Annotated in this window: 26 protein-coding genes and 2 tRNA genes; 7 read left to right on the top strand and 21 right to left on the bottom strand. The window is 66.6% G+C overall.

All coding sequences use genetic code 11. From position 1 onward, the window contains the following. Positions 1–40: 40 nt before the first annotated feature. Positions 41–1747 carry a Stk1 family PASTA domain-containing Ser/Thr kinase gene (gene pknB / locus IM776_RS00140; protein WP_194421091.1) on the top strand — a complete coding sequence of 569 codons (1707 nt, stop codon included), beginning with the start codon at positions 41–43 and terminating at the stop codon, positions 1745–1747. 20 nt (positions 1748–1767) lie between these two features. Here the strand turns inward: pknB and IM776_RS00135 are convergent, their stop codons facing one another. Genes IM776_RS00135 through IM776_RS00125 form a run of 3 tightly spaced genes read right to left on the bottom strand, consistent with a single transcriptional unit; the run spans position 1768 to position 3340 of the window. Then, positions 1768–2394: an anthranilate synthase component II gene (locus IM776_RS00135; RefSeq protein WP_228479814.1), complete on the bottom strand. Its 627-nt coding sequence runs from the start codon at positions 2392–2394 to the stop codon at positions 1768–1770. Further along, on the bottom strand, positions 2391–2546 hold the full coding sequence (locus IM776_RS00130; protein WP_194421090.1) for a hypothetical protein: 156 nt from the start codon (positions 2544–2546) through the stop codon (positions 2391–2393). Before IM776_RS00130 ends, IM776_RS00135 begins: the two co-directional genes overlap by 4 nt. Positions 2547–2554: 8 nt before the next feature. Then, positions 2555–3340: a class E sortase gene (locus IM776_RS00125; RefSeq protein ID WP_194421089.1), complete on the bottom strand. Its 786-nt coding sequence runs from the start codon at positions 3338–3340 to the stop codon at positions 2555–2557. Positions 3341–3416: 76 nt separating this feature from the next. Between IM776_RS00125 and IM776_RS00120 the strand changes: the two genes are divergently transcribed. Then, entirely contained in the window at positions 3417–3656 is a 240-nt protein-coding gene (locus IM776_RS00120; RefSeq protein ID WP_194421088.1) for a cell division protein CrgA, read from the top strand. Between the two features lie 179 nt (positions 3657–3835). Here IM776_RS00120 and IM776_RS00115 read toward each other — a convergent pair whose 3' ends face one another. Beyond that, positions 3836–4726 (bottom strand): rhomboid family intramembrane serine protease, encoded by an 891-nt coding sequence (locus IM776_RS00115; protein WP_194421087.1) that lies wholly within the window; start codon positions 4724–4726, stop codon positions 3836–3838. A gap of 22 nt (positions 4727–4748) precedes the next feature. Continuing rightward, a complete protein-coding gene (locus IM776_RS00110; RefSeq protein ID WP_194421086.1) occupies positions 4749–5306 on the bottom strand; it encodes a peptidylprolyl isomerase in 558 nt (185 codons plus the stop codon). A 162-nt stretch (positions 5307–5468) separates the two neighbouring features. Between IM776_RS00110 and IM776_RS00105 the strand changes: the two genes are divergently transcribed. Further along, positions 5469–5966: a DNA helicase gene (locus IM776_RS00105; protein WP_194421085.1), complete on the top strand. Its 498-nt coding sequence runs from the start codon at positions 5469–5471 to the stop codon at positions 5964–5966. Between the two features lie 92 nt (positions 5967–6058). Continuing rightward, a complete protein-coding gene (locus IM776_RS00100; RefSeq protein ID WP_194422426.1) occupies positions 6059–6484 on the top strand; it encodes an aminoacyl-tRNA deacylase in 426 nt (141 codons plus the stop codon). 38 nt (positions 6485–6522) lie between these two features. Here the strand turns inward: IM776_RS00100 and IM776_RS00095 are convergent, their stop codons facing one another. Beyond that, the gene (locus IM776_RS00095) at positions 6523–6945 is read right to left on the bottom strand and encodes an NUDIX hydrolase (protein ID WP_194421084.1); all 423 of its coding nucleotides are present in this window, start codon (positions 6943–6945) and stop codon (positions 6523–6525) included. Between the two features lie 62 nt (positions 6946–7007). Next, positions 7008–8141 (bottom strand): aminotransferase class V-fold PLP-dependent enzyme, encoded by a 1134-nt coding sequence (locus tag IM776_RS00090; RefSeq protein ID WP_194421083.1) that lies wholly within the window; start codon positions 8139–8141, stop codon positions 7008–7010. A gap of 97 nt (positions 8142–8238) precedes the next feature. On the opposite strand from IM776_RS00090, the gene IM776_RS00085 reads away from it, so the two are divergent. Together IM776_RS00085 and IM776_RS00080 are read left to right on the top strand one after the other, a co-directional pair. Further along, the gene (locus IM776_RS00085; protein WP_194421082.1) at positions 8239–8682 is read left to right on the top strand and encodes a hypothetical protein; all 444 of its coding nucleotides are present in this window, start codon (positions 8239–8241) and stop codon (positions 8680–8682) included. Positions 8683–8866: 184 nt separating this feature from the next. After that, positions 8867–9946: a 3-deoxy-7-phosphoheptulonate synthase gene (locus IM776_RS00080; protein ID WP_194421081.1), complete on the top strand. Its 1080-nt coding sequence runs from the start codon at positions 8867–8869 to the stop codon at positions 9944–9946. A gap of 20 nt (positions 9947–9966) precedes the next feature. On the opposite strand, the gene IM776_RS00075 is transcribed toward IM776_RS00080, so the two are convergent. Next, the gene (locus IM776_RS00075) at positions 9967–10485 is read right to left on the bottom strand and encodes an alpha/beta hydrolase (protein WP_194421080.1); all 519 of its coding nucleotides are present in this window, start codon (positions 10483–10485) and stop codon (positions 9967–9969) included. Between the two features lie 100 nt (positions 10486–10585). Between IM776_RS00075 and IM776_RS00070 the strand changes: the two genes are divergently transcribed. After that, positions 10586–10756: a hypothetical protein gene (locus tag IM776_RS00070; protein ID WP_194421079.1), complete on the top strand. Its 171-nt coding sequence runs from the start codon at positions 10586–10588 to the stop codon at positions 10754–10756. 93 nt (positions 10757–10849) lie between these two features. On the opposite strand, the gene IM776_RS00065 is transcribed toward IM776_RS00070, so the two are convergent. From IM776_RS00065 to dnaA, 13 genes are all read right to left on the bottom strand, one after another. Continuing rightward, the gene (locus tag IM776_RS00065) at positions 10850–11446 is read right to left on the bottom strand and encodes a hypothetical protein (RefSeq protein WP_194421078.1); all 597 of its coding nucleotides are present in this window, start codon (positions 11444–11446) and stop codon (positions 10850–10852) included. Between the two features lie 164 nt (positions 11447–11610). Beyond that, positions 11611–11683, bottom strand: a tRNA-Ala gene (locus tag IM776_RS00060). A 27-nt stretch (positions 11684–11710) separates the two neighbouring features. Then, positions 11711–11784: transfer RNA gene (locus IM776_RS00055), tRNA-Ile, on the bottom strand. A 53-nt stretch (positions 11785–11837) separates the two neighbouring features. Continuing rightward, positions 11838–12797, bottom strand: a complete 960-nt coding sequence (locus IM776_RS00050; protein WP_194421077.1) for a DUF4097 family beta strand repeat-containing protein — start codon at positions 12795–12797, stop codon at positions 11838–11840. Positions 12798–12826: 29 nt separating this feature from the next. Continuing rightward, entirely contained in the window at positions 12827–13504 is a 678-nt protein-coding gene (locus IM776_RS00045) for a response regulator (protein WP_194421076.1), read from the bottom strand. Next, positions 13492–14763 (bottom strand): sensor histidine kinase, encoded by a 1272-nt coding sequence (locus tag IM776_RS00040; protein ID WP_194421075.1) that lies wholly within the window; start codon positions 14761–14763, stop codon positions 13492–13494. The genes IM776_RS00045 and IM776_RS00040 overlap by 13 nt, the downstream gene beginning before the upstream one ends. A 143-nt stretch (positions 14764–14906) precedes the next feature. After that, positions 14907–15311, bottom strand: a complete 405-nt coding sequence (locus IM776_RS00035) for a DUF3566 domain-containing protein (protein WP_194421074.1) — start codon at positions 15309–15311, stop codon at positions 14907–14909. Continuing rightward, positions 15308–17863, bottom strand: coding sequence for a DNA gyrase subunit A (gene gyrA / locus IM776_RS00030; protein WP_194421073.1), 2556 nt, complete (start codon positions 17861–17863; stop codon positions 15308–15310). The genes IM776_RS00035 and gyrA overlap by 4 nt, the downstream gene beginning before the upstream one ends. Before the next feature lie 58 nt (positions 17864–17921). Beyond that, positions 17922–19967 (bottom strand): DNA topoisomerase (ATP-hydrolyzing) subunit B, encoded by a 2046-nt coding sequence (gene gyrB, locus IM776_RS00025; RefSeq protein WP_194421072.1) that lies wholly within the window; start codon positions 19965–19967, stop codon positions 17922–17924. A 119-nt stretch (positions 19968–20086) separates the two neighbouring features. Beyond that, entirely contained in the window at positions 20087–20572 is a 486-nt protein-coding gene (locus IM776_RS00020; RefSeq protein ID WP_194421071.1) for a DciA family protein, read from the bottom strand. Continuing rightward, on the bottom strand, positions 20569–21759 hold the full coding sequence (recF, locus tag IM776_RS00015; protein ID WP_194421070.1) for a DNA replication/repair protein RecF: 1191 nt from the start codon (positions 21757–21759) through the stop codon (positions 20569–20571). The genes IM776_RS00020 and recF overlap by 4 nt, the downstream gene beginning before the upstream one ends. 232 nt (positions 21760–21991) lie before the next feature. Then, positions 21992–23134 carry a DNA polymerase III subunit beta gene (gene dnaN, locus IM776_RS00010; RefSeq protein WP_194421069.1) on the bottom strand — a complete coding sequence of 381 codons (1143 nt, stop codon included), beginning with the start codon at positions 23132–23134 and terminating at the stop codon, positions 21992–21994. A 441-nt stretch (positions 23135–23575) separates the two neighbouring features. Beyond that, entirely contained in the window at positions 23576–24967 is a 1392-nt protein-coding gene (gene dnaA / locus IM776_RS00005) for a chromosomal replication initiator protein DnaA (RefSeq protein ID WP_194421068.1), read from the bottom strand. Positions 24968–25128 lie beyond the last annotated feature (161 nt).

Below are 25128 nucleotides of genomic sequence, written 5' to 3'. Positions count from 1 at the left end.
TTGCAGGGCAATCGGAGTTGAACATCCAGGGGGACTGAACGTGTCGACAGAGCCGCGCATCATCGCTGAGCGATACCGCGTGGACGAGCTCATCGGCCACGGCGGGATGGCGAAGGTCTTCCGCGGTTACGACATCACGCTCGGCCGGGACATCGCCATCAAGATCCTCGACCCCTCGCTCGCACGCGACACGGCGTTCCGCACGCGCTTCCGTCTCGAGGCGCAGGCGGCCTCGCGCATGTCGCACCCGTCGATCGTGCGGGTCTACGACGCCGGTGATCCCTCCTCGGCGGAGGGCGGGCCGGCCGCGGGTGCTCCCGGCAGCGAGCCGTACATCATCATGGAGCTGGTGCACGGACGTCAGCTGAAGGACATCATCTCCGACGGCCCCGTCCCCGTCGAGGACGCCGTACGCTACGTGGACGGCATCCTCGAGGCACTCGACTACTCACACCGCGCGGGCGTCGTGCATCGCGACATCAAGCCAGGCAACGTGATGGTCACCGACAAGGGCCAGGTCAAGGTGATGGACTTCGGCATCGCGCGCGCGGTGTCCGATTCGTCATCGACCGTGGCCGAGACGACCCAGATCCTCGGGACGGCGGCCTACTTCTCGCCCGAACAGGCCAAGGGCGAACCGGTGGATGCCAGGGCCGACCTGTATTCCACGGGTGTCGTGCTCTACGAGCTGCTCACCGGTCGTCAGCCGTTCCGCGGCGACTCGCCGGTGGCGGTCGCGTATCAGCACGTCAGCGAGACCCCGCTGCCGCCGACCGAGGTCAACGAGGACTCACCGCGCTCCCTCGACCCGATCGTGCTGCGCGCGCTCGCGAAGGACCCGTACCAGCGGTACCCGGATGCCGCGTCCTTCCGGGCCGCACTCGACGGCGCGGTCTCCGGCAAGGCCCCGACGAAGAAACAACTCGGCGCGCTCACCAGCGAGCTGTACGGCCCGAGTCCTCGTCAGGCGCAGGAGACGGCGCGATCGCTCCGTCAGCTCAGCTCCGACACGACCATGACGCGCACGCAGTCCGGTCCCCCGGTTGCGTGGATCTGGGCAGGTGTGGCCCTGCTCGCGGTGCTGCTGATCTCGGTGCTGCTCTGGGTCATCATGATGCCTCGCGGCGAGCAGATCCCTGCGTCCTCCCGGATCGTCCCCGATCTCGTCGACGTGTCGTACGAGCGCGCGCAGGCCGATCTGCTCGAGATGGATCTGCTCTCCGAGGTGGTCTACGAGGCCAGCGCCGATGTCACCGAGGACAACGTGACCCGCACCGACCCCGTTGCAGGGCAGTCGGTGAAGGTCGGGCAGACCGTGACGGTGTACGTGTCCAGCGGTGCCGAGACCGTCACCGTGCCCACGCTGGTCGGTCTCTCACAGGCCGCTGCGAAAGAGGCACTCACCGATGTAGGGCTTGAGCTGGGCAGCGTCATCCAGCGCAACGATCCACAGAGCGCGGCGGAGACCGTGTTGGAGGTGACGAACGTCAAGGAGGGCGACGAGGTGGCGCCCAAGACCGCTGTCGATCTCGTCGTCGCCTCGGGGCGCGTCACGCTCCCCGACGTCACCGGATGGACCGTGGATGCCGCGACCGCCAAGCTCGAGGAGCTCGGTCTGACCGCGGTTCCCGTCGAGTCGGCGGATTGCACGGCGACGAACCCCGCGACGGTCGCGTCGATGTCGGCTGCGCCCGGAGATGTGGCGGTGCACTCAGAGGTCGAGATCCGCTACTGCACGGGCGAGTAGCCGGGCATCACTCGGGCGGTTCACGGCCGCAGCGACCCCGCGCGCTCCACGGCATCCACCGACCCGATCGCGGCGAGCCAGTTCGCCAGTAGCCGGTAGCCGTGCTGGGTGAGCACGCTCTCCGGATGGAACTGGACGCCGACGATGGGCAGCTCGCGGTGCGCGATCGCCATGACGGTTCCGGATGCAGTGCGCGCTGTGACGGCGATCTCCGCGGGCAGCTCGGCCTCTGCGAGCGCGAGCGAGTGATAGCGGCCGACGTCGAAGGGCGACGGAATGCCGTCGAACAGCGCGGATCCGTCGTGCTCGACGGTCGAGACCATGCCGTGCATGAGCTCTGGCGCCTCGGAGACGTCGGTGCCGAACGCCGCCCCGATCGACTGGTGTCCGAGGCACACGCCGAGCAGCGGCATCCTCCGCTCGGCGCACTCCGCCACCACGGCGACGGAGGCTCCGGCGTCCCTCGGGCGACCGGGACCGGGGGAGAGCAGCACCCCGTCGTAGCGGGGGATGAGGCCGGCGAAGCCGGCACGGTCCGCAGCATCCGCCTCGATCATGTCGACGACGGCGCCGAGCTCGCGCAGGTAGCCGGCGAGGGTGTGCACGAAGCTGTCGTGGTTGTCGACCACGAGCACGCGCACGCTCACTCCAGGTCGACCTCGCCCGGGGTGATGATCGGGCTCACCCAGGGGAACACGTAGAAGAACAGTCCGTACAGGATCGCCGCGACGGCGACCAGCAGGATCAGCACCCGCAGCCACCACGGGCCGGGGAGGATGCGCCACAGCGCTGCGTACATCGGGACTCCTACCAGGACGGGGCGGCGACGTCGTCGACCGGGGTGAGGGACTCGGGGGCGCCTTCGACGCGGGGCTGGAACCCTTCGAAGACGGCGTAGCCGATGATGCGCTCGGCGAGCGAGTACAGCGGCGAGCAGGCGGTCAGCGTCAGGTACCGCTCGCCGGTGGCGACATCAGGCATCTGGGGCACGTCGAGCAGCACGTCGACGGCGTCGGGTGTGACGTACTCGAGGTTCCGGAAGCGGTAGGTGAACCATCCCTCGGGCGTCTCGACCACGATCGCGTCGTTCAGGCGCAGTTTGTCCATGCGGTTCAGCGGGAAACCCCAGGTCGTGCGGTGTCCTGCCACCGAGAAGTTCCCCACCTGCCCGGGCATGGCGGACTGGTCGTAGACGCCCAGCCACCCGTTGTCGAGCGTGGTGGGCCGGCTGGTGCCGCCGGCGATCGCGACGTTGTAGTCGGATCCGAACCGCGGAACGAGCATCTGCGCGAACTTCTGGCCATCGTCGGGATGCTCCAGCACAGGGGGTTCGTAGCGGATCCCGCCGTCCTCCGCCTCGACGGCGGGAGGCGGCTCGGGTGCGGGCGCCTCGGCCCACTGCTTCGAGATGGCCTGGCCCTCGCTGTTGCTCTGGGCGCTGATGATGATGTCGCCGACCCACGTCTGCCAGGCGACGAAAAGCAGCACGATCACGCCCGCGGTGAGCAGCAGCTCGCCGAGCACGCTCGTGAACGTCGCCCGCGACCGCCGGCGACCGGCTCGCCGGGTCGGCTGCGTCGCGGATGCAGTCATACGCGCGATCCTATCCCGGCGAGGTTACGGCCGAGGCCGACGATGAGATCGAGGCACTCATGGGTAGAATGACGGCATGGCACGTGACCGAAGCAGAGAAGAGCCCGTCGTCGAGCGCGCGGAAGGCGAGCAGGCGCCGAACGCGGTCTGGTTCAAGCCGGTCATGCTCGGATTCATGCTGCTGGGCCTGGCCTGGATCCTCGTGTTCTACATCTCGGGCATGCAGTACCCGATCCCTGGCATCAGCTCCTGGAACCTCGCCATCGGTCTCGGCATCGCGCTCATCGGATTCCTGATGACCACTCGCTGGCGATAGGTCGCTCCAACTCCTTCTCTTCCGAAAGGCTCCTCGCTCAGCGAGGGGCCTTTCGTCTGCCGCCGTCGCCGATCCCAAGTTATCCACAGGGTTGTGCACAGGTGGGGAGAATTACACCGGTGTTATTCACAGGGGTGGAGAGAGCTGTTAACAACTTCTGACCTGGGGTCCCTAAGGCGTCACAGACCGATCAGGAGCCGCGGGACGACGAAAACCGCCACGAGCAGCAGCACGGCCAAGGCGATCAACAGGAGAATCTGCCAGATGCGCTGAGAGTGTTTGCGAGTGCGGAGGATGACGAGGCCGACGAGGGCACCGACGACAGCACCGCCGACGTGCGCCTGCCAGGCGATGTTGAAGCCGGGAACGAAGCCGATCACGAGGTTGATGCCGAGCAGAACGAACAGCCCAGTCATGTTGGCACCCATGTGCAGCCCGATCACCAGAAGTGCACCGAAAAGGGCGAAGACCGCACCCGAAGCACCGACGGTGGGGGTTCCGGGGGAGATGATGGCGACGGCGACCGATCCGCCGACGCCACCGAGCACGTACAGGGCGAGGAACCGCCAGCGTCCGAGCATGGGCTCAAGGCTGCGGCCCAGCATCCACAGTGCGAGCATGTTCAGCCCGATGTGCCAGATGCCGCTGTGCACCAGCACCGCCGTGAGCAGCCGCCAGGGCTGGAACGGGAAGCCCGACAGGTCAGGGAACACGTACCCGGCGGCGAACAGGAATGTGCCGGTGATGTTCAGGCCGGGGATCAACTGCAGCAATCCGACGAACGCGGTCACCGCGATGATCCCGTAGGTCATGAGCGGGCGCCCGGACTGCACCGGCGCCGCGACGGCGGTCGAACGACCTCGCCAGCGACGCTGCGCGCGCTTCTGCGCGGGGGTGCGGTTCTGGCGCTCCGCCTTCATGCACTCAGGGCAGATGACGCCGACCGCGGCCTGCGTCTGGCACTCGGGACAGATCGTGCGCATGCAGCGCTGGCAGAGCACGAAGCTCTGCCTATCCGGATGGCGATAGCAGAAGTTATCGCTGTTGCTCGCGAATTCAGAGGACGTCATCCGGATCGGCCAGGGCTGCGGGTCAGACCGCGCTGATGTCGACCGACTGCAGGACGACATCCTGAACGGGACGGTCACCAGCGCCGGTCTGCACGGCGGCGATGGCGTCGACGACCTTCTTGGAGGCGTCATCAGCGACCTCGCCGAAGATCGTGTGCTTGCCCATCAGCCACGGCGTCGGGTCGGTCGTGATGAAGAACTGCGAGCCGTTGGTTCCTTCGAGCTCGCCGGTGATGGCGTTGCGGCGCAGACCGGCGTTGGCCATCGCGAGGATGTAGGGCTCGTTGAAGTTCAGCTCGGGGTGGATCTCGTCGTTGAAGTTGTAGCCGGGTCCGCCGACGCCCTGACCGAGCGGATCGCCGCCCTGGATCATGAAGTTCGGGATGATGCGGTGGAAGATGACGTCCTTGTACAGGGCGCCCTCGCCGGGCTTTCCGGTGGCCGGGTCGGTCCAGTCCTGCGAGCCGTCGGAGAGACCGACGAAGTTCTTGACCGTTTTGGGGGCGTGGTCGCCGAACAGGTTGATGACGATGTCGCCGTGGTTGGTGTGCAGTGTTGCGACGTGTGAGTGCTGAGGCATACGACCATTCTCGCAGAGCTTGTCGGGAGCGGGCCGGAAGCGCGTCGGGACGATAGCGCGCACGACCTCGGATGACAAGGGTCTGCGTAATCAGTGCCGCTATTCAGACTCGTCTGGCAAGATGGGGACACCCCGTACTCCAATGTCGACAGGAGAACAATCGTGAGCCTGACCCGCAAGCGGAAGAAGGAGCTGCGCCGTCTGCAGCACGACGCCACCGATCTCTGGGAGTCCCAGCAGGAGCTGGTCGGGCACGCGGCCGACATCGCTCGTGAGGCCGGACGCCAGCTCGGCAATGTCGGTCGCGAGCAGGTTCTGCCTGTCGTGCAGGACACGTATCACCGTCGTGTCGCCCCGACGGTCGACCGCGGCGTGAAGCTCGGCCGCCACGTCGTGGACGACAAGCTCGTCCCGATCGTCGGCGGCGTCGTCGGCAGCGCACTCACGGCATGGGATGTCGCCAACGCCAAGCGCCAGGGTCTGACGATCTCCCACGGACGCATCGTGAAGAAGAAGCAGGGACCGGGTCTCGGCTCGATCGTCGCGATCATCCTCGGCGCTGCCGCAGCTGCCGGCGTGCTGTACGCCGCATGGCAGGCACTGCGCACGGACGACGAGCTCTGGGTCGCCGACGACCCGCTCTCCGCGCCCGACGCGTGACATCATCGCCTGCTGCTCCGCTCCCTGAGCCCGTCGAAGGGTCGGAGCAGCATTCGCGCGTTCGGGATGCCGCGGCGGCCCGTGGTCTCGACATCGAGATCCGCGAGCGGCCGAACGCCCGCAGCCTCCACGAGGCCGCGGAGCTCCTGGGCATCCCGGCATCCGGCATCGTGAAGACCCTCGTCGTCAAGCGTTCGGACGACACGTTCCTGTTCGCGCTCGTGCCCGGCGGCCGGTCCATCTCATGGCCCAAGCTGCGGGCGCTGGTCGGCGTCAACAAGCTGCGCCTACCCGAGCCCGACCTCGCCCTCGCGGCCACGGGCTACGAACGCGGCACGATCGTGCCCATCGGCAGCACGACCGACTGGCCGGTCTATGCCGACGAGACGATCCTCGGACAGCGCATCGCGATGGGCGCGGGAAGCCACGGCTACAGTCTTTTCGTGAACGCCGACGATCTGATCGGCGCCTACGGTGCGACGGTGGCCGACATCTCAGTGCCGGAGACCGAGCGCTAGCGGGTCGTTGAGCGAAGCGGCCCCAGCCGAAGCCAGCGTCAGATGATCTCGGCCATGCGCAACGCGATGTCGACGAGCTTGACCCGCTGCAGCTTCGCCACCTCGTCGACCGTGAACCACCCGGCCATGTCGGTGGAGCCGTCTTTCTCGAACTGCAGCGTGCCGCCGGTGATCTCAGCGGCGTAGACGATGCGCAGGGTGTGCAGCGGAGCATCCGCCTTGTGCGTGCGCCGACCCGCGGGGATCACCCGCGAATGGATGCCGAGCAGGTCCTGGACCCGCACCGCGTAGCCGGTCTCCTCGCGGACTTCTCGGCGCGCTGCATCCTCCGGATCCTCACCGGCCTCGAGGCCGCCGCCGGGCATCGTCCAGGCGGCTCTGCGGCCCTCGGTCCAGCGCGCCAGCAGCACCCTGCCGTCATCGTCGGTGATGACGGCGTACGCCGCGACGCGCAGATCCATGGGTCAACCATAGTGCGGCGCGATTCGCGCGGATGACGCCGTGACGTCAGCGCCCGCGCAGCTCAGGAACCCAGCGCGTCGAGCGCTGCTTCCAGCCGTGCGACGGTCCCGTCGACGTCGGCGAGCTTGTCCAATCCGAAGAGTCCGATGCGAAACGTCGAGAACCCGGCCGGTTCGTCGCAGTGCAGCGGCACCCCGGCGGCGATCTGCAGTCCCTGCTCCTTGAACGCCGCACCCGACTTCAGGGCAGGATCGTCGGTGTGCACGACGACGACTCCCGGTGCCGCGAAGCCTGCGTCGGCGACCGAAGCCAGTTCGCGCGCCGCCAGCAGCGCGCGCACGCGCGAGCCCAGCTCGATCTGCGCCGCACGAAGCCGGTCGAACCCGCGGTCGCGTGTCTCGATCATGGCTGCGAGGTTGCGGACCAGAGCATCGGTCGGCATCGTCGCGTGGTAGGCCGGGCGTCCGGCACGGTACTCGTCGGCGATCGTGAGCCACTTGGAGAGGTCGATGGCGAAGCTCGTCGATGGGCGAGTGGTGACGGCATCCCGCCCTGCTTCGCTGAGCATCACGTAGCCGGCCGCCGGCGTACCGCTCCAGCCCTTCTGCGGTGCGCTGAGCAGCACGTCGACCCCGAGGTCGTCCATGTCGACCCACATGGCGCCGGAGGCGATGCAGTCGAGGACGAGCAGGCCGCCGACCTCGTGCGCGGCATCCGCGAGCGCACGGACGTAGTCATCGGGGAGGATCATCCCCGAAGCAGTCTCGACGTGCGGGGCGAACACGACCTCCGGTCGACGGGTGCGGATCGCCGCGACGACGTCGTCGATCGGCGCAGGAGACCAGGCCGCCTGCAGGTCGTCGCTGTCGGGTCGCGCGGTGAGCACCGTGACGTCATCGCTGATGCCGCCGGCATCCAGGATCTGCGACCAGCGGAACGAGAACAGTCCGTTGCGCACGACGAGGGTGCGCCGGCCCGTCGCCAGCTGACGGGCGACGGCCTCCATCGCGTAGGTGCCGCCGCCGGGGACGATCGCCGAGGTGTGCGCACCGTACGCCTCCTCCAGGATGCCGAGGATCTGCTGCATCGCACCGACGAAGCGGGCGGACATGTGATTGAGCGAGCGGTCCGTGAACACCACGGAGTACTCGAGCAGACCATCGGGGTCGACGTCGTCATGCGGGAGTGCGGTCATGGGGCCCAGCATCCCATACGGCGTCGGATCGATCAGAAATCGAGAAGCACGCGGCATCGAGACCTTCGTAATCTGTGATCACGACGAAGGAGAGTCCATGAGCGAGAAGAACTTCACCGCCGAAGAGCGCGACGCCATGAAGGCGAAGCTGGCGGAGAGCAAGACCACGAAGTCCCGGGCGAAGAAGAGTCCGGAGGAGGTGCGCTCCGAGGGCGCCGCCGAGATCGCGGCGAAGATCAAGGAGATGCCCGAAGACGATCGGATGCTGGGCGAGAAGATCGCCGCCATGGTCTCCGAGAACGCTCCGCATCTCATGCCGCGCACGTACTACGGGATGCCGGCGTGGGCGAACGATGCCGGCAAGGTGGTGTGCTTCTTCAAACCGAAGTCCAAGTTCAAGGTGCGCTACGCGACCTTCGAGTTCGAGGCCCCCGCGAACCTCGATGACGGCAACGTGTGGCCTACGGCCTACGCCGTCACCGCGCTGAGCGAGGCAGACCTGACGTTCCTGGCGGAGCGGGTGCGGCAGGCGGCGAGCTGATATGGGGTAAGGTCATTCGCATGACAACCCGTTGGTATGCGTATTTCGAGTCGGCTCTGGAGGGGCCGGCGCAGATGTAGCGCGCACCAACCCTTCAGAGCCGACAAGCCAGAGCATTCGCTCTGGCTTTCGCCGTTTCGGCGGGCTCTGCATCCCGGGTCCGCCTTCACACAGGACAGGACCCATGAGCACCATTCACGCCACAGAGACCACCGCCGATCTGCACGTCGCGAGATTCACGACGCTCCCCGCGCCGGGCGACATCGCCGATGAGTTGCCCATCGGCGACGAGCGGGCCGCCCTCGTTTCCCGCACGCGCGACGAGGTGCGAGCGATCATGGCGGGGGAGGACGACCGTCTGCTCGTCGTCGCGGGCCCCTGCTCGATCCATGACACCGCCGCTGGGCTCGAGTACGCCGGCCGTCTGGTGCGTGCTGCCGAGGAGCACCGCGACGACCTGCTGATCGTGATGCGCACGTACTTCGAGAAGCCCCGCACGACCGTCGGCTGGAAGGGCCTGATCAACGACCCGCACCTCGACGGCAGCCACGACATCGAAGCGGGCCTGCGGATGGCGCGCGGCTTCCTGCGCGACGTGACGGCGCTCGGGATGCCGTGTGCCACGGAGTTCCTCGAGCCGATCAGCCCGCAGTACACCGCCGACCTCATCACATGGGGTGCGATCGGTGCGCGGACCACGGAGAGCCAGATCCACCGGCAGCTGGCGTCGGGCCTGTCGATGCCGATCGGCTTCAAGAACGGCACGGACGGCGGGCTTCAGGTGGCGCTGGATGCTGCGGCCGCGGCATCCGCTCCGCAGGCGTTCCTGGGGATCGGTGCCGACGGGCGCGCGAGTCTCGTCGCGACGACGGGCAACCCCGACACCTCGGTGATCCTGCGTGGGGGAGCAGACGGCCCGAACTACGACGCCGCCCACGTGGCCGAGGCGGCCGCCCGTCTGGATGCCGCGATGCTCACCCCGCGCGTGATCGTCGACGCGAGCCACGCCAACAGCGGCAAGGACCACATCCGCCAGGCCGCGGTCGCCCGCGAACTCGGTGCGCAGCTCGCGGCGGACGGCGCCCCGATCGCCGGGGTCATGCTGGAGAGCAACCTCGTGGCCGGTGCGCAGAAGCTCGATGTGTCGGCCGGGCGGACGCGACTGACCTACGGGCAGAGCGTCACCGACGCCTGCATGGGCTGGGATGCCACGACTGATGCGCTCGCTGCGCTGGCCGAAGGCGTGCGGCGGCGGCGCGGCTGATCCGACGGGGTACGCGTGGGCTACGAGCCGAGCAGATCCGGCACTTCGTCCTCGAACTGGTGGCCGCCGGTGGAGTGCGCCTCGACTCTCGCGCCGGGCAGTGTCCGCGCGTTGAGGGCGAGGTGCGCGAAGGGGACCACGGCGTCATCGCGGCAGTGATGCAGGGTGAGCGACTGCGGCGGTTCGGGGCCGTCGAAGTCGTACTCCTCGACCTCCCAGCCGTCCTGGCCCCAGTTCGGCATCGCGAGCAGGTGCGCTCGTCGTACTTGCCAGACGCGTTCCGCGAGCACCTTGACGAGAATCGACGCGCCGAACGAATGCGCGACGACGAGATCATCATGACCCAAGTCGGCGAGTTCGTGGCGGATCGGGGCGGCCCAACTCTCGACGGACATGTCCTCATCGGACATTCTCGGCATTAACAGCTCTGCGTCGATCGACTTCGCGAGCCTCGTTGCGAGGGTGCCGTCCTCCTCGAAACCACCGGCTCCATGGAGGAACATCAGCGTCGTGCGGGCTCCGGACCTTGCCTGGACCATGGGCTCAGACTAATCCGTGTCAAGGGGCGCGCGCATCCATCGCCGCGGTCGTATCTTCGGTATCGACGCCGCCGCAGCGGCTTTGAAGAAGGGAACGCGCATGAGCCTCAACAGCGACCGCAACGACATCAGCACCGAACCATCGCCAGGCCCGGAGGAGCACGACAACCTCGGCGCGCAGGACGGCAAGGGCGATCCGCCCACCGTCGTACCCGACGATGACGAGGGCGACGAGGACGGCGACGTTCTCGCGGAGGATCCGTCTGAGTGAAGGCGCTTCGCATCGCTCAGTCGCGGAGCGACGAGGTCAGCGTCGGTGAACTCCGATGCGCGCCGGGCGGTGCGTGACTTCTGCCGCGGGCTCCTACCCGCCGTACGGGCTGACCCAGTCGGTGACCAGGTCCGCGTTCAGTGTGAGCACGTCGCCGGGCTGGATCGCGTCGCCTCCGGGGTACATGTTCAGCGTCTCGAGCGCGATCCCGTTGTAGATGCAGAAGCGGTCGCCGATCACGGATGTCACATCCCCTGGGGCGACCGTGTACGTAGCAGGGCGTCCCTGGTCGTCCAGGCCGACGCCGCCAGTCGCGAACTCGCGTGGTCCCATGTCGACCATGTCAGCGCCGAGCATCTCGGCGTGCATCGGCTCGTCGTTGTCGCTGCCGATCCAGATATAGGCGGATGCCTTGCAGTCACCCGGGCCGCCGGCGGGGATGCTCGTGCCGTGACCGATGCCGACGTAGCCGGCGGGCGCGCCGCCGGTTGAGGTGTCTTCAGCCGCGGCGTTCTCGGTCGGGGAGTCGGTCGCCGGCTTCGCAGTGGAAGGCGCGCTCGCATCCGGAGCGGCGACGGGTCCGTTGCCAACCGGGAGCACAGCGGTGACCGCGGGCGCCGCGATCGCGACAAGCCCCGCCACCACGAGCACGGCAACGCCCCAAGCGATCTTCGTTGAAGGACTCGACATGCTCTGATACTGCCATCTCTCGTCTTATGCGGGCCAGAGTGACGTTCGATCTGTGGAGCCTAGGAGACTCCGTCGCTGGGGCTTCGCCCCGGCTCCTCCCCGAACCACCCAGCTTGATAAACGGAAGAAGCGCCACCCCTACGGGGCAGCGCTTCTTCCGTTTGTGGAGCCTAGGAGATTCGAACTCCTGACATCCTGCTTGCAAAGCAGGCGCTCTACCAACTGAGCTAAGGCCCCGAACGGGTATTGAATTGGAGTGAACGGTGGGGCTACCAGGACTTGAACCTGGGACCTCTTCATTATCAGTGAAGCGCTCTAACCGCCTGAGCTATAGCCCCGTCAACCTCCAAGACTTTACCGGAGATCGACGGAAAATCCGAATCGAGATCGATCAGTCCGCGGCGCGCAGATCGACGCTTCCAGCCGACACGCTCGCGTCGATCTCGAACCTCGAGTCGTTGGAGGTGTTCAATCCGTTGTCGAGCGATCCGGCACTGACGTCCTGCGTGAGGTTGTACTCCTCATCCGGCACCGTCAGCTCGAGCGAGCCTGCGCTGACATCGATCAGCACCGACCTCGGTGCGGATCCCGTGAGCTCGGCCACGATCTTTCCGGCGGACACCGTGAAGTCCGCCTCGTCGACGCCCGACAGCGACAGATCTGCGCGACCCGCGCTGACGTCGGCATCGAGTGAGGTCGCGGATCCGTCCATGCTGAAGCCGCCCGCGCCCACCTCGATGTCGACCTCGCCGTAGCCGCCCTCGACGTCGAGGCTTCCTGCGCTCAATGAGAAGTCGGCATCCAGCTCTGCCCGTTCGAGGTTCTGCGGCAGTGTGAGCACGACGGTCTGCTCGTCGCCGAACCAGCCGTCGCCGAACCAGCCGTTGCCGAACCACCATCCGAATCCGCGATCGGGGCTACCCACGATCAGTTCGTCGCCGTCGCGCTCGAGGGTCCAGTTCCCGCTGCGGGCCCCGGTGACCTCGAGCGTCGCCTCGTCGACGTCACCGAACCGCGCCGTGACATTGCTCGCGTCGGCGTCGAGTGTGATGCCCTCGATCCCGTCCACGTCCAGGCTCTGAGTGTCGGCGTCTCCCGAATGTGCGGCGGCTCTGACATCGTGCACCGCGGCGAAGGCCGCGGTGCCGCCGGCGCCCAGCAGCACCACGCCGCCGAAGACCGCGATCGCGATGGCCGCGGCACGCGCGCCGGATCCCTGCGGCTCGCGAGGCGCTCCACCCGATCCTCCCGAGGAGGCGCCACCGCCCGAGACGGAGGCAGCGGATGCCGCGGGCGGGGGAGTCAGGGGAACGTCGTGCCCACCCTGCGGACTCTGCGGTTCGGTGTTCATCGTGCTGCTCCTGTCATCGCTTTCAATGCTCATTGCTGGTTACCGGTCGGCGCCTGCCCGCCGGTGTTCTCGATGTGTGCGAGGGCTGCAAGCACGCGCCGGTTGCCCGACTCGTCCTGCTCGAAGCCCAGCTTCTGGAAGATGGAGGTGATGTTCTTCTCGACGCTCGCCGGCGAGAGGAACAGCAGGCCCGCGATCGCCTGGTTCGACTTCCCCTCGGCGATCAGGGCGAGCACCGTACGCTCGCGCTCGGTGAGCCGCAGCATCCGATCGTCGCGGTTCCGACGGGTCAGCAGCTGCGCCACGACCTCAGGATCGAGAACCGATGCGCCCTCCGCGATCCGCTCGACCGACGCGAGGAAGTCCGAGACATCCGCGACCCGATCCTTGAGCAGATAGCCGAGCGGACCGCCCTGCGCGGCGATGAGATCGCTGGCATAGCGCTCCTCGACGTACTGCGAAAGCACCAGTAGCGGCAGCGACGGATGCGTCGTGCGAAGACCCAGAGCCGCCCGGATCCCCTCATCGGTGAACGTCGGCGGGAGCCGCACGTCGAGGATGCAGAGCTCCGGCTTCGAGGTCTCGACCGCTTCGGTCAGCCCCTCGGTGTCCGGAAGCGCCGCGACCACCTCGTGGCCGGCATCCTCGAGCAGACGCACCAGTCCTTCACGCAGCAGGACGGAGTCCTCACAGATCAGGATGCGCATGGCACGCTCACCTCCAGGGAAGTCGGACCACCCTGCGGGCTGTCGATGCGGAACGTCCCGCCGGCGGCGAGCACGCGGTTCGAGATGCCGTCGAGGCCTCCGCCGGGCTGCACCTGCGCACCGCCCATGCCGTTGTCCTCGACTCGCGCCCACAGCACACCGCCCTCGCGGATCCTGACCACGACGCGGCACTCGCTGGCACGGGAGTGCTTGGCCGCGTTCGTGAGCGACTCGGCGATGGAGAAGTACACGGCGGCCTCCGCGTCGCGGCTGCAGCGGCCGTCCATCCGTACGTCCAGGTGCACCGGGATGTGCGACCGGCTGGCGAGCGCGGACAGCGCAGCATCCAGCCCCCGATCGTCCAGGACGGACGCATGGATGCCGCGGGCGAGCTGTCGCAGCTCGGTGATGGCGGCCTTCGTCGAGGTGTGCGCCTCGGAGATCAGGGCCTTCGCGGCGGTCGGGTCGTTGTCGATCTTCTGCTGTGCGAGACCCAGGGTCATGCCGACCGAGACCAGCCGGGGCTGGACGCCGTCGTGCAGGTCGCGCTCGATGCGCGTGCGCTCGACATCGGCGGCGCGCACGGCGCCCTCACGCTGAGCGGAGGTGGTGCGCACCCGCTCGGTGAGCTCGGCCTCGCGGTTCGGCACGATGAGTGCCCGCGAGATGGTGCGGTGCAGCAGCGCGAGACCGATGATGCCGGCAGCAGCAGCCACGACACCGAGGATGCCGAACAGCGGAGCCCATCCGACGCCGATCGTGTTCCCGAACGGGGCCGCGCTCTCACCGTCTGCGAAGAGCGGGGTGAACGAGTAGATCGCCGACCAGACCACGCCCGAGAAGAGCCGGATCACCAGCGCGCCGAAGATGCATGCGATGGCGAAGTTCGCCAGTGCGCGCCACATCCGTCCGTCGATGCTCTGGCGTCCCAGCGACCGGATCCATCCGCCGAATCCGGGCGTGCGCCGGCGGCGCGGCTGGAGGTCGGCGACGTCGAGGCCGTACAGACCGCGGATGCGGGTCACCTCGAACCAGCCGACGCCGTACAGCGCGTACACGAGACCGACCAGGAACACGATCCCGATGCCCAGGACGAACAGCAGGCCGACGCCGGTTCCGAACACGGCGGCGAGGATGCCGATCACGCCGCCGCCGATGACACCGAGTGCGGCGAGATGCAGGATGGTCATGAACAGTCGCAACGGCGGCGCGGTGCGCGGCTTGTCCGCCGGTGCGGAGGGGACAGTCTGAGTGGTCATGCCTCAAACGTAGGCCGCGCGCCAGGGATGCCGACACCGAGTCAGCCGGAGAGGTCGGTTCGGGTTTTCCGTACCCCGCATGACGGGAGCCAGGAAACGACGAATGGCGGATGCCGCAGCATCCGCCATTCGTCAGAAGATCGTCAGTTCGACATGAAGCCGACCAGCAGACCGCCGGTCACCTTCACCGCGAGGTTGTAGATGCCCGCGACCACGGCGCCGAGCACGGTCACCACGATGAGGTTCAGGATCGACACGACGGCCGCGAAGGCCATCACCTGGGGCAGGCCCAGCAGCGCCTGCAGATCCACCGCGTTGTCGGTGATCTGCCCGACGAAGTCGCCGGCGCCGGCGATCAGGCCGGTCGCCTGCAGCACGAGGTAGATCAGGAAGAACGACACCATGGTCACGATCGCGAGCGCGACGGCGCCCAGGAAGGAGAGCTTCACGGCCGACCAGAAGTCGACATAGACCAGGCGCAGGCGGACCTGCTTGCCGCCGGTCTTGCGCGTGGACTTCTTCGCCAGCTTGTCGGCTACTGTGCTCATGCGTCTGTTTCCTCAGGTTCAGGGTTCGAATCGGGGGCCGTGGCCGACTCCGGGGCGCCGGACTCCGCCTCCGCCTCGTCGAGGCCCCGCTCTTCGTTGCGGGCGATCGCGAGGATCCGGTCCTTCTCGGACGTTCGGGCGAACAGGACACCCATGGTGTCTCGGCCCTTCGCGGGCACCTCGGCCACGGCAGAGCGTACCACCTTGCCGCTGGAGAGAACCACCAAGACCTCGTCGTCCTCGCTCACGATCAGACCGCCCGCGAGGACACCCCGATCGTCGTTGAGCTTGGCGACCTTGATGCCGTATCCGCCGCGGTTCTGCACCCGGTACTGCTCGACCTCGGTGCGCTTCGCGTAGCCGCCGTCGGTGACGGTGAACACGAAACCGTCGGGCGCCGCGACGGATGCCGAGAGCAGCCGATCGTCGCCCTTGAACTTCATGCCGGTGACACCGGCGGTCGCGCGGCCCATCGGACGCAGGGCCGCGTCGGTCGCCTGGAAGCGCACCGACATGCCCTTGCGGGAGATGAGCAGGATGTCATCCGTGGCATCCACGATCATGGCGCTGACAAGCTCATCGTCCTCACGGAGCCGGATGGCGATCACGCCGCCCTGGCGGTTCGTGTCGTACTCGCTCAGTCGCGTCTTCTTCACCAGGCCGTCGCGCGTGGCGAGCACCAGGTAGTCGGCGACGTCGTAGTCGCGCATCGCGAGGATCTGGGCGATGCCCTCGTCCGGCTGCAGCGCGAGCAGGTTCGCGACGTGCGTGCCCTTCGCGTCGCGGCCGGCCTCCGGCACCTCGTACGTCTTGGTGCGATACACCCGGCCCTTGTCGGTGAAGACGAGCAGCCAGTGGTGCGTGGTCGTCACGAAGAAGTGCTCGACGATGTCATCCGCACGCAGCTGCGCGCCCTTGATGCCCTTGCCGCCACGATGCTGCGAGCGGTAGTTGTCGCTGCGGGTGCGCTTGATGTAGCCGTCGCGGGTGACGGTGACGACCATGTCCTCCTGCGCGATGAGATCTTCCATCGACACGTCGCCGTCGAAGCCGTGCAGGATGTGCGTGCGACGCTCGTCGCCGAAGCGTTCGACGATCTCAGTGAGCTCTTCGCGGATGATGCCGCGCTGGCGCGATTCATCGGCGAGGATCGCCTTGAAGTCGGCGATCTTCACCTCGAGCTCGGTGGCCTCGTCGATGATCTTCTGACGCTCCAGGGCTGCCAGTCGGCGCAGCTGCATCTGGAGGATCGCGTCCGCCTGCACGTCGTCGATGTCCAGGAGTCGTTGCAGACCCTCGTTCGCCTCCTGGGGGGTGGGTGAACGCCGGATCAGCGCGATGACCTCATCCAGCGCGTCGAGTGCCTTGAGGTACGCGCGCAGGATGTGCATGCGCTCCTCGGCCTTGCGCAGCCGGAAGATCGTTCGGCGCACGATCACGTCGATCTGGTGCGTGATCCAGTTGCTGATGAACCCGTCGAGCGCCAGCGTGCGCGGCACGCCGTCGACGATCGCGAGCATGTTCGCGCCGAAGTTGTCCTGCAGCGGAGTGTGCTTGTACAGGTTGTTCAGCACGACCTTGGCCACGGCATCCCGCTTGAGGACGACGACGATCCGCTGACCGGTGCGGTCACTGGTCTCGTCGCGGATGTCGGCGATGCCGGTGATCTTGCCGTCGCGCGCCAGGTCGCCGATCTTCACCGCGAGGTTGTCGGGGTTGACCTGGTAGGGGAGTTCGGTGATCACGAGGCAGTTGCGGCCCTGGACCTCCTCGACGTTGACGACCGCGCGCATCGTGATCGAGCCTCGACCGGTGCGGTACGCCTCCTGGATGCCCTTGGTTCCCAGGATCTGCGCGCCGGTCGGGAAGTCAGGACCCGGAATCCGCTTGATGAGGCCGTCGAGGAGCTGTTCACGCGGAAGCTCGGGGTTGTCGAGCGCCCAGAGGGCGGCATCCGCCACCTCTCGGAGGTTGTGCGGGGGGATGTTGGTCGCCATGCCGACCGCGATGCCGACCGAGCCGTTGACGAGCAGATTCGGGAATCGGGCCGGGAGGACCACCGGCTCCTGGGTCTGGCCGTCGTAATTGTCCTGGAAGTCGACGGTCTCCTCTTCGATGTCACGCACCATCTCGAGCGCGAGCGGAGCCATCTTCGTCTCGGTGTATCGCGGGGCCGCGGCGCCCATGTTGCCGGGTGAGCCGAAGTTGCCCTGACCGAGAGCCAGCGGGTAACGCAGCGACCACGGCTGCACGAGACGGACGAGCGCGTCATAGATCGCCGAGTCGCCGTGCGGGTGGTACTGACCCATCACCTCGCCGACGACGCGCGCGCACTTGGAGAACGACTTGTCCGGGCGGAAGCCGCCGTCGTACATGCCGTAGATCACACGGCGGTGCACGGGCTTGAGCCCGTCGCGAACATCCGGCAGGGCGCGGCCCACGATGACGGCCATCGCGTAGTCGAGATAGCTGCGCTGCATCTCCGACTGCAGGTCGACCTGGTCGATCTTGCCGTGTTCGTGAACCGGCTCGGGGCGTTCTTCGTCAGTCATGTGCTTCTTTCAGTGTCTGCGTTTCGTCTCACTGCGCTCGCTCGATGGTCGAGTGGCGTCAGATGTCGAGGAAGCGGACGTCCTTCGCGTTTCGCTGGATGAAGCCGCGGCGGGACTCGACGTCCTCGCCCATCAGCACGCTGAAGATCTCATCGGCGCTGGCGGCGTCTTCAATGGTCACCTGACGCAAGGTGCGCGTCGTGTGATCCATCGTGGTCTCCCACAGTTCCTTGGCGTTCATCTCGCCGAGACCCTTGTACCGCTGCACTCCGGAGTCCTTCGGGATGCGCTTGCCGTTCTCGAGCCCGTGCTTGAGAAGAGCATCGCGCTCGGCATCGGAGTACACGTACTCGTGCGGCTGATTCGACCACTTCAGCCGGTACAGCGGCGGCATCGCGAGGTAGACGAATCCGGCCTCGATGAGGCCGCGCATGTAGCGGAACAGCAGTGTCAGCAGCAGCGTGGTGATGTGCTGGCCGTCGACGTCGGCATCCGCCATCAGAACGATCTTGTGATAGCGGGCCTTCTCGATGTCGAAGTCCTCGCCGATGCCGGTGCCGAAGGCCTGGATCATCGCCTGAACCTCTTTGTTGGCCAGGGCCTTGTCGAGGCGAGCGCGCTCGACGTTCAAAATCTTGCCTCGGAGCGCCAGGATCGCCTGTGTGTGCGGGTCGCGACCCTGCACCGCCGAGCCGCCGGCCGAGTCACCCTCGACCAGGAAGATCTCGCTGATCGACGGATCCTTGCTGGTGCAGTCCTTGAGCTTGTCAGGCATCGCCGCGGACTCGAAGACGCTCTTGCGACGGGCGGTCTCGCGCGCCTTGCGTGCTGCGAGGCGAGCTGTGGCCGCGTCGATCGCCTTGCGGATGACGTTCTTCGCCTGCGTGGGGTTGCGCTCGAACCAGTCGCCTAGCTGATCGCCGACGACCTTCTGCACGAACGCCTTCGCCTCGGTGTTGCCGAGCTTGGTCTTTGTCTGCCCCTCGAACTGCGGTTCGCCCAGTTTGATGGAGATCACGGCCGTGAGGCCCTCGCGGACGTCGTCTCCGGAGAGATTGTCGTCCTTCTCCTTGAGGAGGTTGTTCGCGCGGGCGTACTTGTTGACGAGCGTCGTCAGCGCCGCGCGGAATCCCTCCTCGTGCGTGCCGCCCTCGTGGGTGTTGATCGTGTTCGCGTAGGTGTAGACGTTCTCGGAGTAGCCGGTCGTCCACTGCATCGCGATCTCGAGCGAGATCTTGCGCTCGGTGTCCTCGGCGTCGAAGTCGATGATCTCCTCGGTGACGACCTCGGCGTGCCGCACCTTGTTCAGGTACTCGACGTAGTCGACGAGGCCGCGCTCGTAGAGGAACACGTCGGCACGCTGCTTCGTGACGGTCGTGCCCTCTTCTTCGATCTCATAGGTCGCACCCTCACGCTCGTCGCGCAGCTCGATGCGCAGACCCTTGTTGAGGAATGCCATCTGCTGGAACCGCGTGCGCAGCACGTCGTACTCGAACTCGACGGACTCGGTGAAGATCTCGGGATCCGGCCAGAAGGTGATGTCAGTGCCGGTCTCTTCAGTCGGCTCGCCCTTCTCGAGCTTCTGCTGCGGCGCGCCGCCGTTGGCGAAGCTGTGGTGCCAGGCGAAGCCCTTCTGCTTGACGGTGACGTCGAAGCGGGTGGACAGCGCGTTGACGACGGACGAACCCACGCCGTGCAGACCACCGGAGACGGCATAGGCGCCGCCACCGAACTTTCCGCCGGCGTGCAGGATGGTCAGCACCACCTCGACCGTCGACTTGTTCGGATCGGACGAGTGCGGGCCTGTCGGGATGCCACGGCCGTTGTCGACGACGCGCACGCCTCCGTCGGCGAGCAGCGTCACCATGATGGTGTCGGCGTGGCCCGCGAGCGCTTCGTCGACCGAGTTGTCGACGATCTCGTAGACCAGGTGGTGGAGGCCACGCGGTCCGGTGGAGCCGATGTACATACCCGGGCGCTTGCGCACGGCCTCGAGGCCCTCGAGGATCTGGATCTGGTCGGCGCCGTAGTCGCCGGACTGCTTCTTCGCCGGAGTGATCCCGGGTGTGGATTCAGGCTCGTCAACAGGATTTTCAGGCGTCATCAGAGGGCATTCTCCACATCGATATCTCGAATACCCAGTCTACCCTCATCAAGGCCCCTTTACCTCGCTGAACGGCCGTGTGTGGCCCTGAAATCGATCCGGACCCCCTCGATGGTGTCCTACCCGTAGGTATCGCGCGGACCCCGCCCTGGGACGGCTCTGGGCCCCCATTTCCACGACGGGACGTCCGGACCGATGAAACGGAGGTTGTCCACACCCGCCTGCGGATAGCGTCTTCCGATCTCGGTGAGGATGGTCGCTCGCATGAACTGCAGGTTCTTCGCCCAGGCGGTCGAATCGCACTTCACGGTCAGCATTCCGTTCTCGAGCGATACCGGTTCGGAGTGCTTCGCGGTGTCGTGACCGGCAAGATCGGCCCATTGCCGTACGAGGTCCTCGCGGGCGAGGGTGATCTCCCAGCCGGCTTCACGGCTGAGCTTGTCGAGAACAGCGCCGAGCGCTCCCGGGTCGCGCCCGGGGGTGAACGGTGCGTTGTCGTCATCGTCACGGATGCGGCGCTTGCGCTTCCAGCTCTTGGAACTCGGCTTCAGTCCGCGCAGCCGAAGGTAGGTCGCGACAGTCTCGGGGGTGTCGGCGTCGGTCATTCGGCTGCCTCCCCCTTGGTTTCGTCGTCGCGCTCGTCGGTTTCACGCTCGTCGCTGATCGTACCCGCGTGGATCCGGACGACATGCCGGTGGAGCGGTTCGGGGATGTCCTCTTCGACGGCGGCCGTGACGATCACCTGCTCGTACCCGGAGGTCAGGGTCGCCAGTCGCTGACGACGATCGGCATCGAGTTCGGCGAAGACGTCGTCGAGGATGAGCACCGGGTCGCCGGCCGGGGATTCGGCTCGCAGCAGTTCCGCGGATGCCAGCCGAAGGGCGAGCGCGACGGACCAGGATTCACCATGGGAGGCGTACCCCTTCACCGGGAGATCGCGCACGCGCAGCAGCAGGTCGTCGCGATGCGGGCCGACGAGGGTGAGTCCGCGGTCGAGCTCCTGGGTGCGCTTGGCCTGCAGCGCGGCGCGGAACATTTCGACCAGACCGCCGCGGCTGTCGTCGGCGCCGACTTCGCCCTCTTCGGGGTTTCCGCCGCGGACCGACAGCGCCCATTCGAGCTCGGGACTGTGGTCGGCGCCCGCGATCGCGGTGTAGGCCGCGGCCAGCGGCTGCTGCAGATCCGATGCCAGACGAAGACGAGCGTCGATGATCTCCGACCCGAGCGCCACGAGCTTGTCGTCCCAGACCTCGAGTGTCGTCAGCGCTTCGCCGCGGACGCCGCGGGCTCGGGCCGATTTCAGCAGGGCTGTGCGCTGCTTCAGTACGCGGTCGTAGTCACCGAGGACCGCCGCCATGCGGGGCGCGCGCTGGATCAGCAGCTGATCGGCGAATCTTCTGCGCGAGGAGGGGTCGCCTCGCACGATCTGGAGGTCTTCCGGCGCGAAGAGCACGACATGCGCGTACCGGGGAAGCTCACTCGTCTTCGACGGCGAGCCGTTGATGCGCGCCTTGTTCGAGCCCTGCCGGTTGATCTGCACCTCTGTGAGCACACGTCGTTCGCCGACTGAGAGCCGTGCCCTGATGACGGCGAACTCCTTGCCGTCGCGGACCATCGGAGCATCCGAGGACACCCGGTGCGAACCGAGGGTCGCGAGGAACACGACGGCTTCGGCGAGATTCGTCTTGCCCTGGCCGTTGCGACCGACGAGCACGTTCGGGCCGGGAAGAAGACTGAGATCGGCGGTCGCGTAGTTGCGGAAGTCGACCAGGTTCAGGTGCTCCACAATCACCTGCTCACCCTACCTTCGGGGACCGACACCGCTACACGATGGATGCCGTCGGCGGGACATGCCCTCGCTCGGCCTTCGGCCGTGCTCCCGCCAGACCCGGTGCCAGCCCGTCGAAGGCATCCATCGCTCCGCTCGGACACCACGCGGGTCGTTGAGCGAAGGCGCGCAGCGCCGAAGTTGAAACGGGGTGAGCGAGCGAAGCGAGTCGAAGCCTTGCAGGAGGAGGTCGGGATCAGCGGAGCAGCAGGTTCGGCTGGAGGAGGTACTTGAACGAGTCGGAGCCGGCCTGGTCGACCGAGGTCTGGCTCGTGATGAGCACCGGGCTGAGCTTGTTCGCGTTGTCGCTCGACGTGAACGTCACCCGGACGAACTCGCTCTTGACCGCGCTCAGCGCTTCGGTCAGGTACTGCGGGTTCAGGCCGAGGGTCACGTCCGCGCCGCCGGTGAGGTGTGCATCGACGGACTCGGATGCCCGCGCCTGCTCGCTGCCCGATGCATCCATCGTCACGCTGTCCGCTGTGAATGTGAATCGCAGGGGAGCTGCGCGATCGAGGACGAGGGCGACGCGACGGACGGCCTCGATGAGATCCGCGGTGTTTACGACCGCGTAGTGATCGGTCTGCTCGGGGAAAAGGCGGCGAACGGGCGGGAAGTTGCCCTTGATGAGCAGCGACGTGACGGTCTTGTTGCCGGCGGTGAAGGCGATGATCTCGCGGTCGCCGCCGCCGGAGAACGCGACCTGGATCGTGCCGGCATGCCCGAAGGTCTTGCCGACCTCGGTCAGGGTGCGGGCGGGGACCAGGGCGGTCTGCTCGGGCGCTTCGCCGTCCCACGGAACGTCACGCAGGGAGACGCGGTAGCGGTCGGTGGCGACGAGGCTGAGGTTCTGGCCTGACACCTCGAGCTGCACACTTGTCAGCACCGGAGTCACATCGTCGCGGGAGGCGGCGAAGCCGACCTGTGCGATCGCAGTGCCGAAGTCATCGGCCGGGACCACGCCGGAGGAACCGGATACCTCGGGGATCGACGGGTACTCCTCGACAGGCATGGCCGCAAGGGTGAATCGGGCCGAACCACATGTGACGGCGATGCCGCCGTCCTCCTCGACGGCGATCTCGATCGGAGCGTTCGGCAGTCGGCTGGCGATGTCGGAGAGCAGACGGCCATGCACGAGGATCGTGCCGGCGGTGTCGACGGTCGCGTCGATGGTCGTTCGAGCCGATGCCTCGTAGTCGAACGCGGAAAGCGTCAGTCCGTCATCCCCGGCTTCGATGAGCACACCGGCCAGGATCGGCTGGGGGTTGCGCTGCGGCAGCAGCTTGACGACGAAGGACACTGCTTCGCTGAAGACATCGCGATTGACCTGGAACCTCACTGGCGCTCCCTCGTCGTGAATTACAAGACCTGCGAGGCATGGAGCCACCTCAGGGGTTCCCATCGTATCCCCACAGCGACAATGCGTCATACGCCCGAGTTCCCACACCTTCGAGGTGATCGGATGACGTCTTCAGAGGATTAACTCCTTAACGGTGTTAACAGCTGTGGATACTGTGGATAACTCGGTGGATATCAGGCGCGAGTAGGGAACTACATCCGTGTGAGATGTGGAATCGCTGAGGAAACCGCGTGAACATGCGGAAGTCGCAGCATCCGCTCTTCGTGGAGTTATCCACAGTATGCCGCGATCCGCACACATTCGTCCCGAAACCGAACCGCATTCATCCACAAGTTATCCACATGTGCAAAGCGGCATTTAAAGGGATGCCGAGGACGCCTGTCAAGCTCGGATCCGACGCGGGCGCGTCGCGCTCGCGGGTCAGCGACGGCCGAGCTGCGTGGTGATCTCGGTGACCTGGTTGTAGATGGAGCGTCGCTCCTTCATGAGGTCGCTGATCTTCTTATACGCGTACATCACGGTTGTGTGGTCGCGATTGCCGAACAGCTGCCCGATCTTCGGAAGCGAGAGGTTGGTGCGCTCGCGACACAGGTACATGGCGATCTGACGTGCAGTCGCGATCTGCTGCGAGCGGCTGGAACCGTACAGGTCGTCGACGGTGAGCTTGAAGTACTGAGCTGTCGCGGTGATGATGTCGGTCGGCGAGATGATGTTGTCCTCCGCCGTGTCGACGATGTCGCGGAGCACGGTCTGTGCGAGCGAGATGTCGAGGGAGGACCGGTTCAGGCTCGCGAATGCCGACACCCGGATGAGGGCGCCCTCGAGTTCGCGGATGTTCGACGAGACGATCGTCGCGATGTACTCGAGCACCTCGTCGGGGATGTGCAGGGCTTCGCTCTGTGCCTTCTTACGCAGGATCGCGATGCGCGTCTCGAGGTCGGGTGCCTGGACGTCGGTGATCAGGCCCCACTCGAACCGGCTGCGCATGCGGTCCTCGAAGCCGGTCAGGTGTTTGGGTGCGACGTCGCTGGTGATCACGATCTGCTTGTTGTGATCGTGGAGGGTGTTGAAGGTGTGGAAGAACGTCTCCTGCGTCTCGGCGCGGCCCTGCAGGAACTGGATGTCGTCGATGAGGAGGATGTCGACGTCGCGGTAGCGCGCCTGGAATGCCGACCCGCGGTTGTTCGCGATCGAGTTGATGAAGTCGTTGGTGAACTCCTCGCTCGACACGTAGCGAACCTTCACGCCCGTGTACAGCGACTGCGCATAGTCGCCGATCGCATGGAGCAGGTGCGTCTTGCCGAGTCCCGAGTCGCCGTAGATGAACAGCGGATTGTAGGCCTTCGCCGGTGCCTCGGCCACGGCGACGGCTGCGGCGTGCGCGAAGCGGTTCGACTGACCGATGACGAAGTTGTCGAACGTGTATTTCGGATTCAGCCGCGACTCGTGGCGCATCGGCGTCGGCTGTTCCACGGGCAGGTCGGTGCGCGGCGACTCCGGGCGACCGAAATCCGCCACGGCAATGGGAGCCGTCGGCTGCTCGGCGAGTTCGTGGTTGACCACGACACGGAACGAGGTGACCTCTTCACCCAGGCGTGCGAGACCCTCCATCAGGGGCACCCGCAGACGCTTGTTGATCTGCGCCGCGGTGAGGTCGTTCGGGACGTCCAGATAGAGGGTGGCTCCCATGACGCCGGCGGGGACGGCAAGGCTCAGGAATCCCTGGAGCTGAGGAGTGACGCGCTCATCCTGATCGAGCAGGTCCAGAACCTGTGCCCAGATCGGAACGTCGGGCTGGGCAGGAGAGGACATGATGCTCCGGGCAAGGGCTCGCGGAGGATCGGCCGACTGCCGCATTCCCCCTGTGGATAACTTCGGATGCCACGGTAGTCATCGAAGCTGTCCGGGGCAACCTGCCTGTGGAAAACCAGCGGTGTGTCCTGCGCGTCGCGTGTGTCGTGCTTGTGGATAAT

The organism is Microbacterium abyssi (assembly GCF_015277895.1).
Taxonomy (GTDB): Bacteria; Actinomycetota; Actinomycetes; order Actinomycetales; family Microbacteriaceae; genus Microbacterium; species Microbacterium abyssi.
The sequence above is the reverse complement of the archived record's forward strand: the minus strand, read 5'-3'. Positions and strand labels throughout refer to the sequence as shown.

What these genes read in the sequence shown, in the direction of transcription:
- IM776_RS00130 (WP_194421090.1), bottom strand. Translation starts at nt 2,546, where the DNA reads ATGTACGCAGCGCTGTGGCGCATCCTCCCCGGCCCGTGGTGGCTGCGG.
- IM776_RS00125 (WP_194421089.1), bottom strand. Translation starts at nt 3,340, where the DNA reads ATGACTGCATCCGCGACGCAGCCGACCCGGCGAGCCGGTCGCCGGCGG.
- IM776_RS00120 (WP_194421088.1), top strand. Translation starts at nt 3,417, where the DNA reads ATGGCACGTGACCGAAGCAGAGAAGAGCCCGTCGTCGAGCGCGCGGAA.
- IM776_RS00115 (WP_194421087.1), bottom strand. Translation starts at nt 4,726, where the DNA reads ATGACGTCCTCTGAATTCGCGAGCAACAGCGATAACTTCTGCTATCGC.
- IM776_RS00110 (WP_194421086.1), bottom strand. Translation starts at nt 5,306, where the DNA reads ATGCCTCAGCACTCACACGTCGCAACACTGCACACCAACCACGGCGAC.
- IM776_RS00095 (WP_194421084.1), bottom strand. Translation starts at nt 6,945, where the DNA reads ATGGATCTGCGCGTCGCGGCGTACGCCGTCATCACCGACGATGACGGC.
- IM776_RS00090 (WP_194421083.1), bottom strand. Translation starts at nt 8,141, where the DNA reads ATGACCGCACTCCCGCATGACGACGTCGACCCCGATGGTCTGCTCGAG.
- IM776_RS00085 (WP_194421082.1), top strand. Translation starts at nt 8,239, where the DNA reads ATGAGCGAGAAGAACTTCACCGCCGAAGAGCGCGACGCCATGAAGGCG.
- IM776_RS00080 (WP_194421081.1), top strand. Translation starts at nt 8,867, where the DNA reads ATGAGCACCATTCACGCCACAGAGACCACCGCCGATCTGCACGTCGCG.
- IM776_RS00075 (WP_194421080.1), bottom strand. Translation starts at nt 10,485, where the DNA reads ATGGTCCAGGCAAGGTCCGGAGCCCGCACGACGCTGATGTTCCTCCAT.
- IM776_RS00070 (WP_194421079.1), top strand. Translation starts at nt 10,586, where the DNA reads ATGAGCCTCAACAGCGACCGCAACGACATCAGCACCGAACCATCGCCA.
- IM776_RS00065 (WP_194421078.1), bottom strand. Translation starts at nt 11,446, where the DNA reads ATGTCGAGTCCTTCAACGAAGATCGCTTGGGGCGTTGCCGTGCTCGTG.
- IM776_RS00050 (WP_194421077.1), bottom strand. Translation starts at nt 12,797, where the DNA reads ATGAACACCGAACCGCAGAGTCCGCAGGGTGGGCACGACGTTCCCCTG.
- IM776_RS00045 (WP_194421076.1), bottom strand. Translation starts at nt 13,504, where the DNA reads ATGCGCATCCTGATCTGTGAGGACTCCGTCCTGCTGCGTGAAGGACTG.
- IM776_RS00040 (WP_194421075.1), bottom strand. Translation starts at nt 14,763, where the DNA reads ATGACCACTCAGACTGTCCCCTCCGCACCGGCGGACAAGCCGCGCACC.
- IM776_RS00035 (WP_194421074.1), bottom strand. Translation starts at nt 15,311, where the DNA reads ATGAGCACAGTAGCCGACAAGCTGGCGAAGAAGTCCACGCGCAAGACC.
- gyrA (WP_194421073.1), bottom strand. Translation starts at nt 17,863, where the DNA reads ATGACTGACGAAGAACGCCCCGAGCCGGTTCACGAACACGGCAAGATC.
- gyrB (WP_194421072.1), bottom strand. Translation starts at nt 19,967, where the DNA reads ATGACGCCTGAAAATCCTGTTGACGAGCCTGAATCCACACCCGGGATC.
- IM776_RS00020 (WP_194421071.1), bottom strand. Translation starts at nt 20,572, where the DNA reads ATGACCGACGCCGACACCCCCGAGACTGTCGCGACCTACCTTCGGCTG.
- dnaA (WP_194421068.1), bottom strand. Translation starts at nt 24,967, where the DNA reads ATGTCCTCTCCTGCCCAGCCCGACGTTCCGATCTGGGCACAGGTTCTG.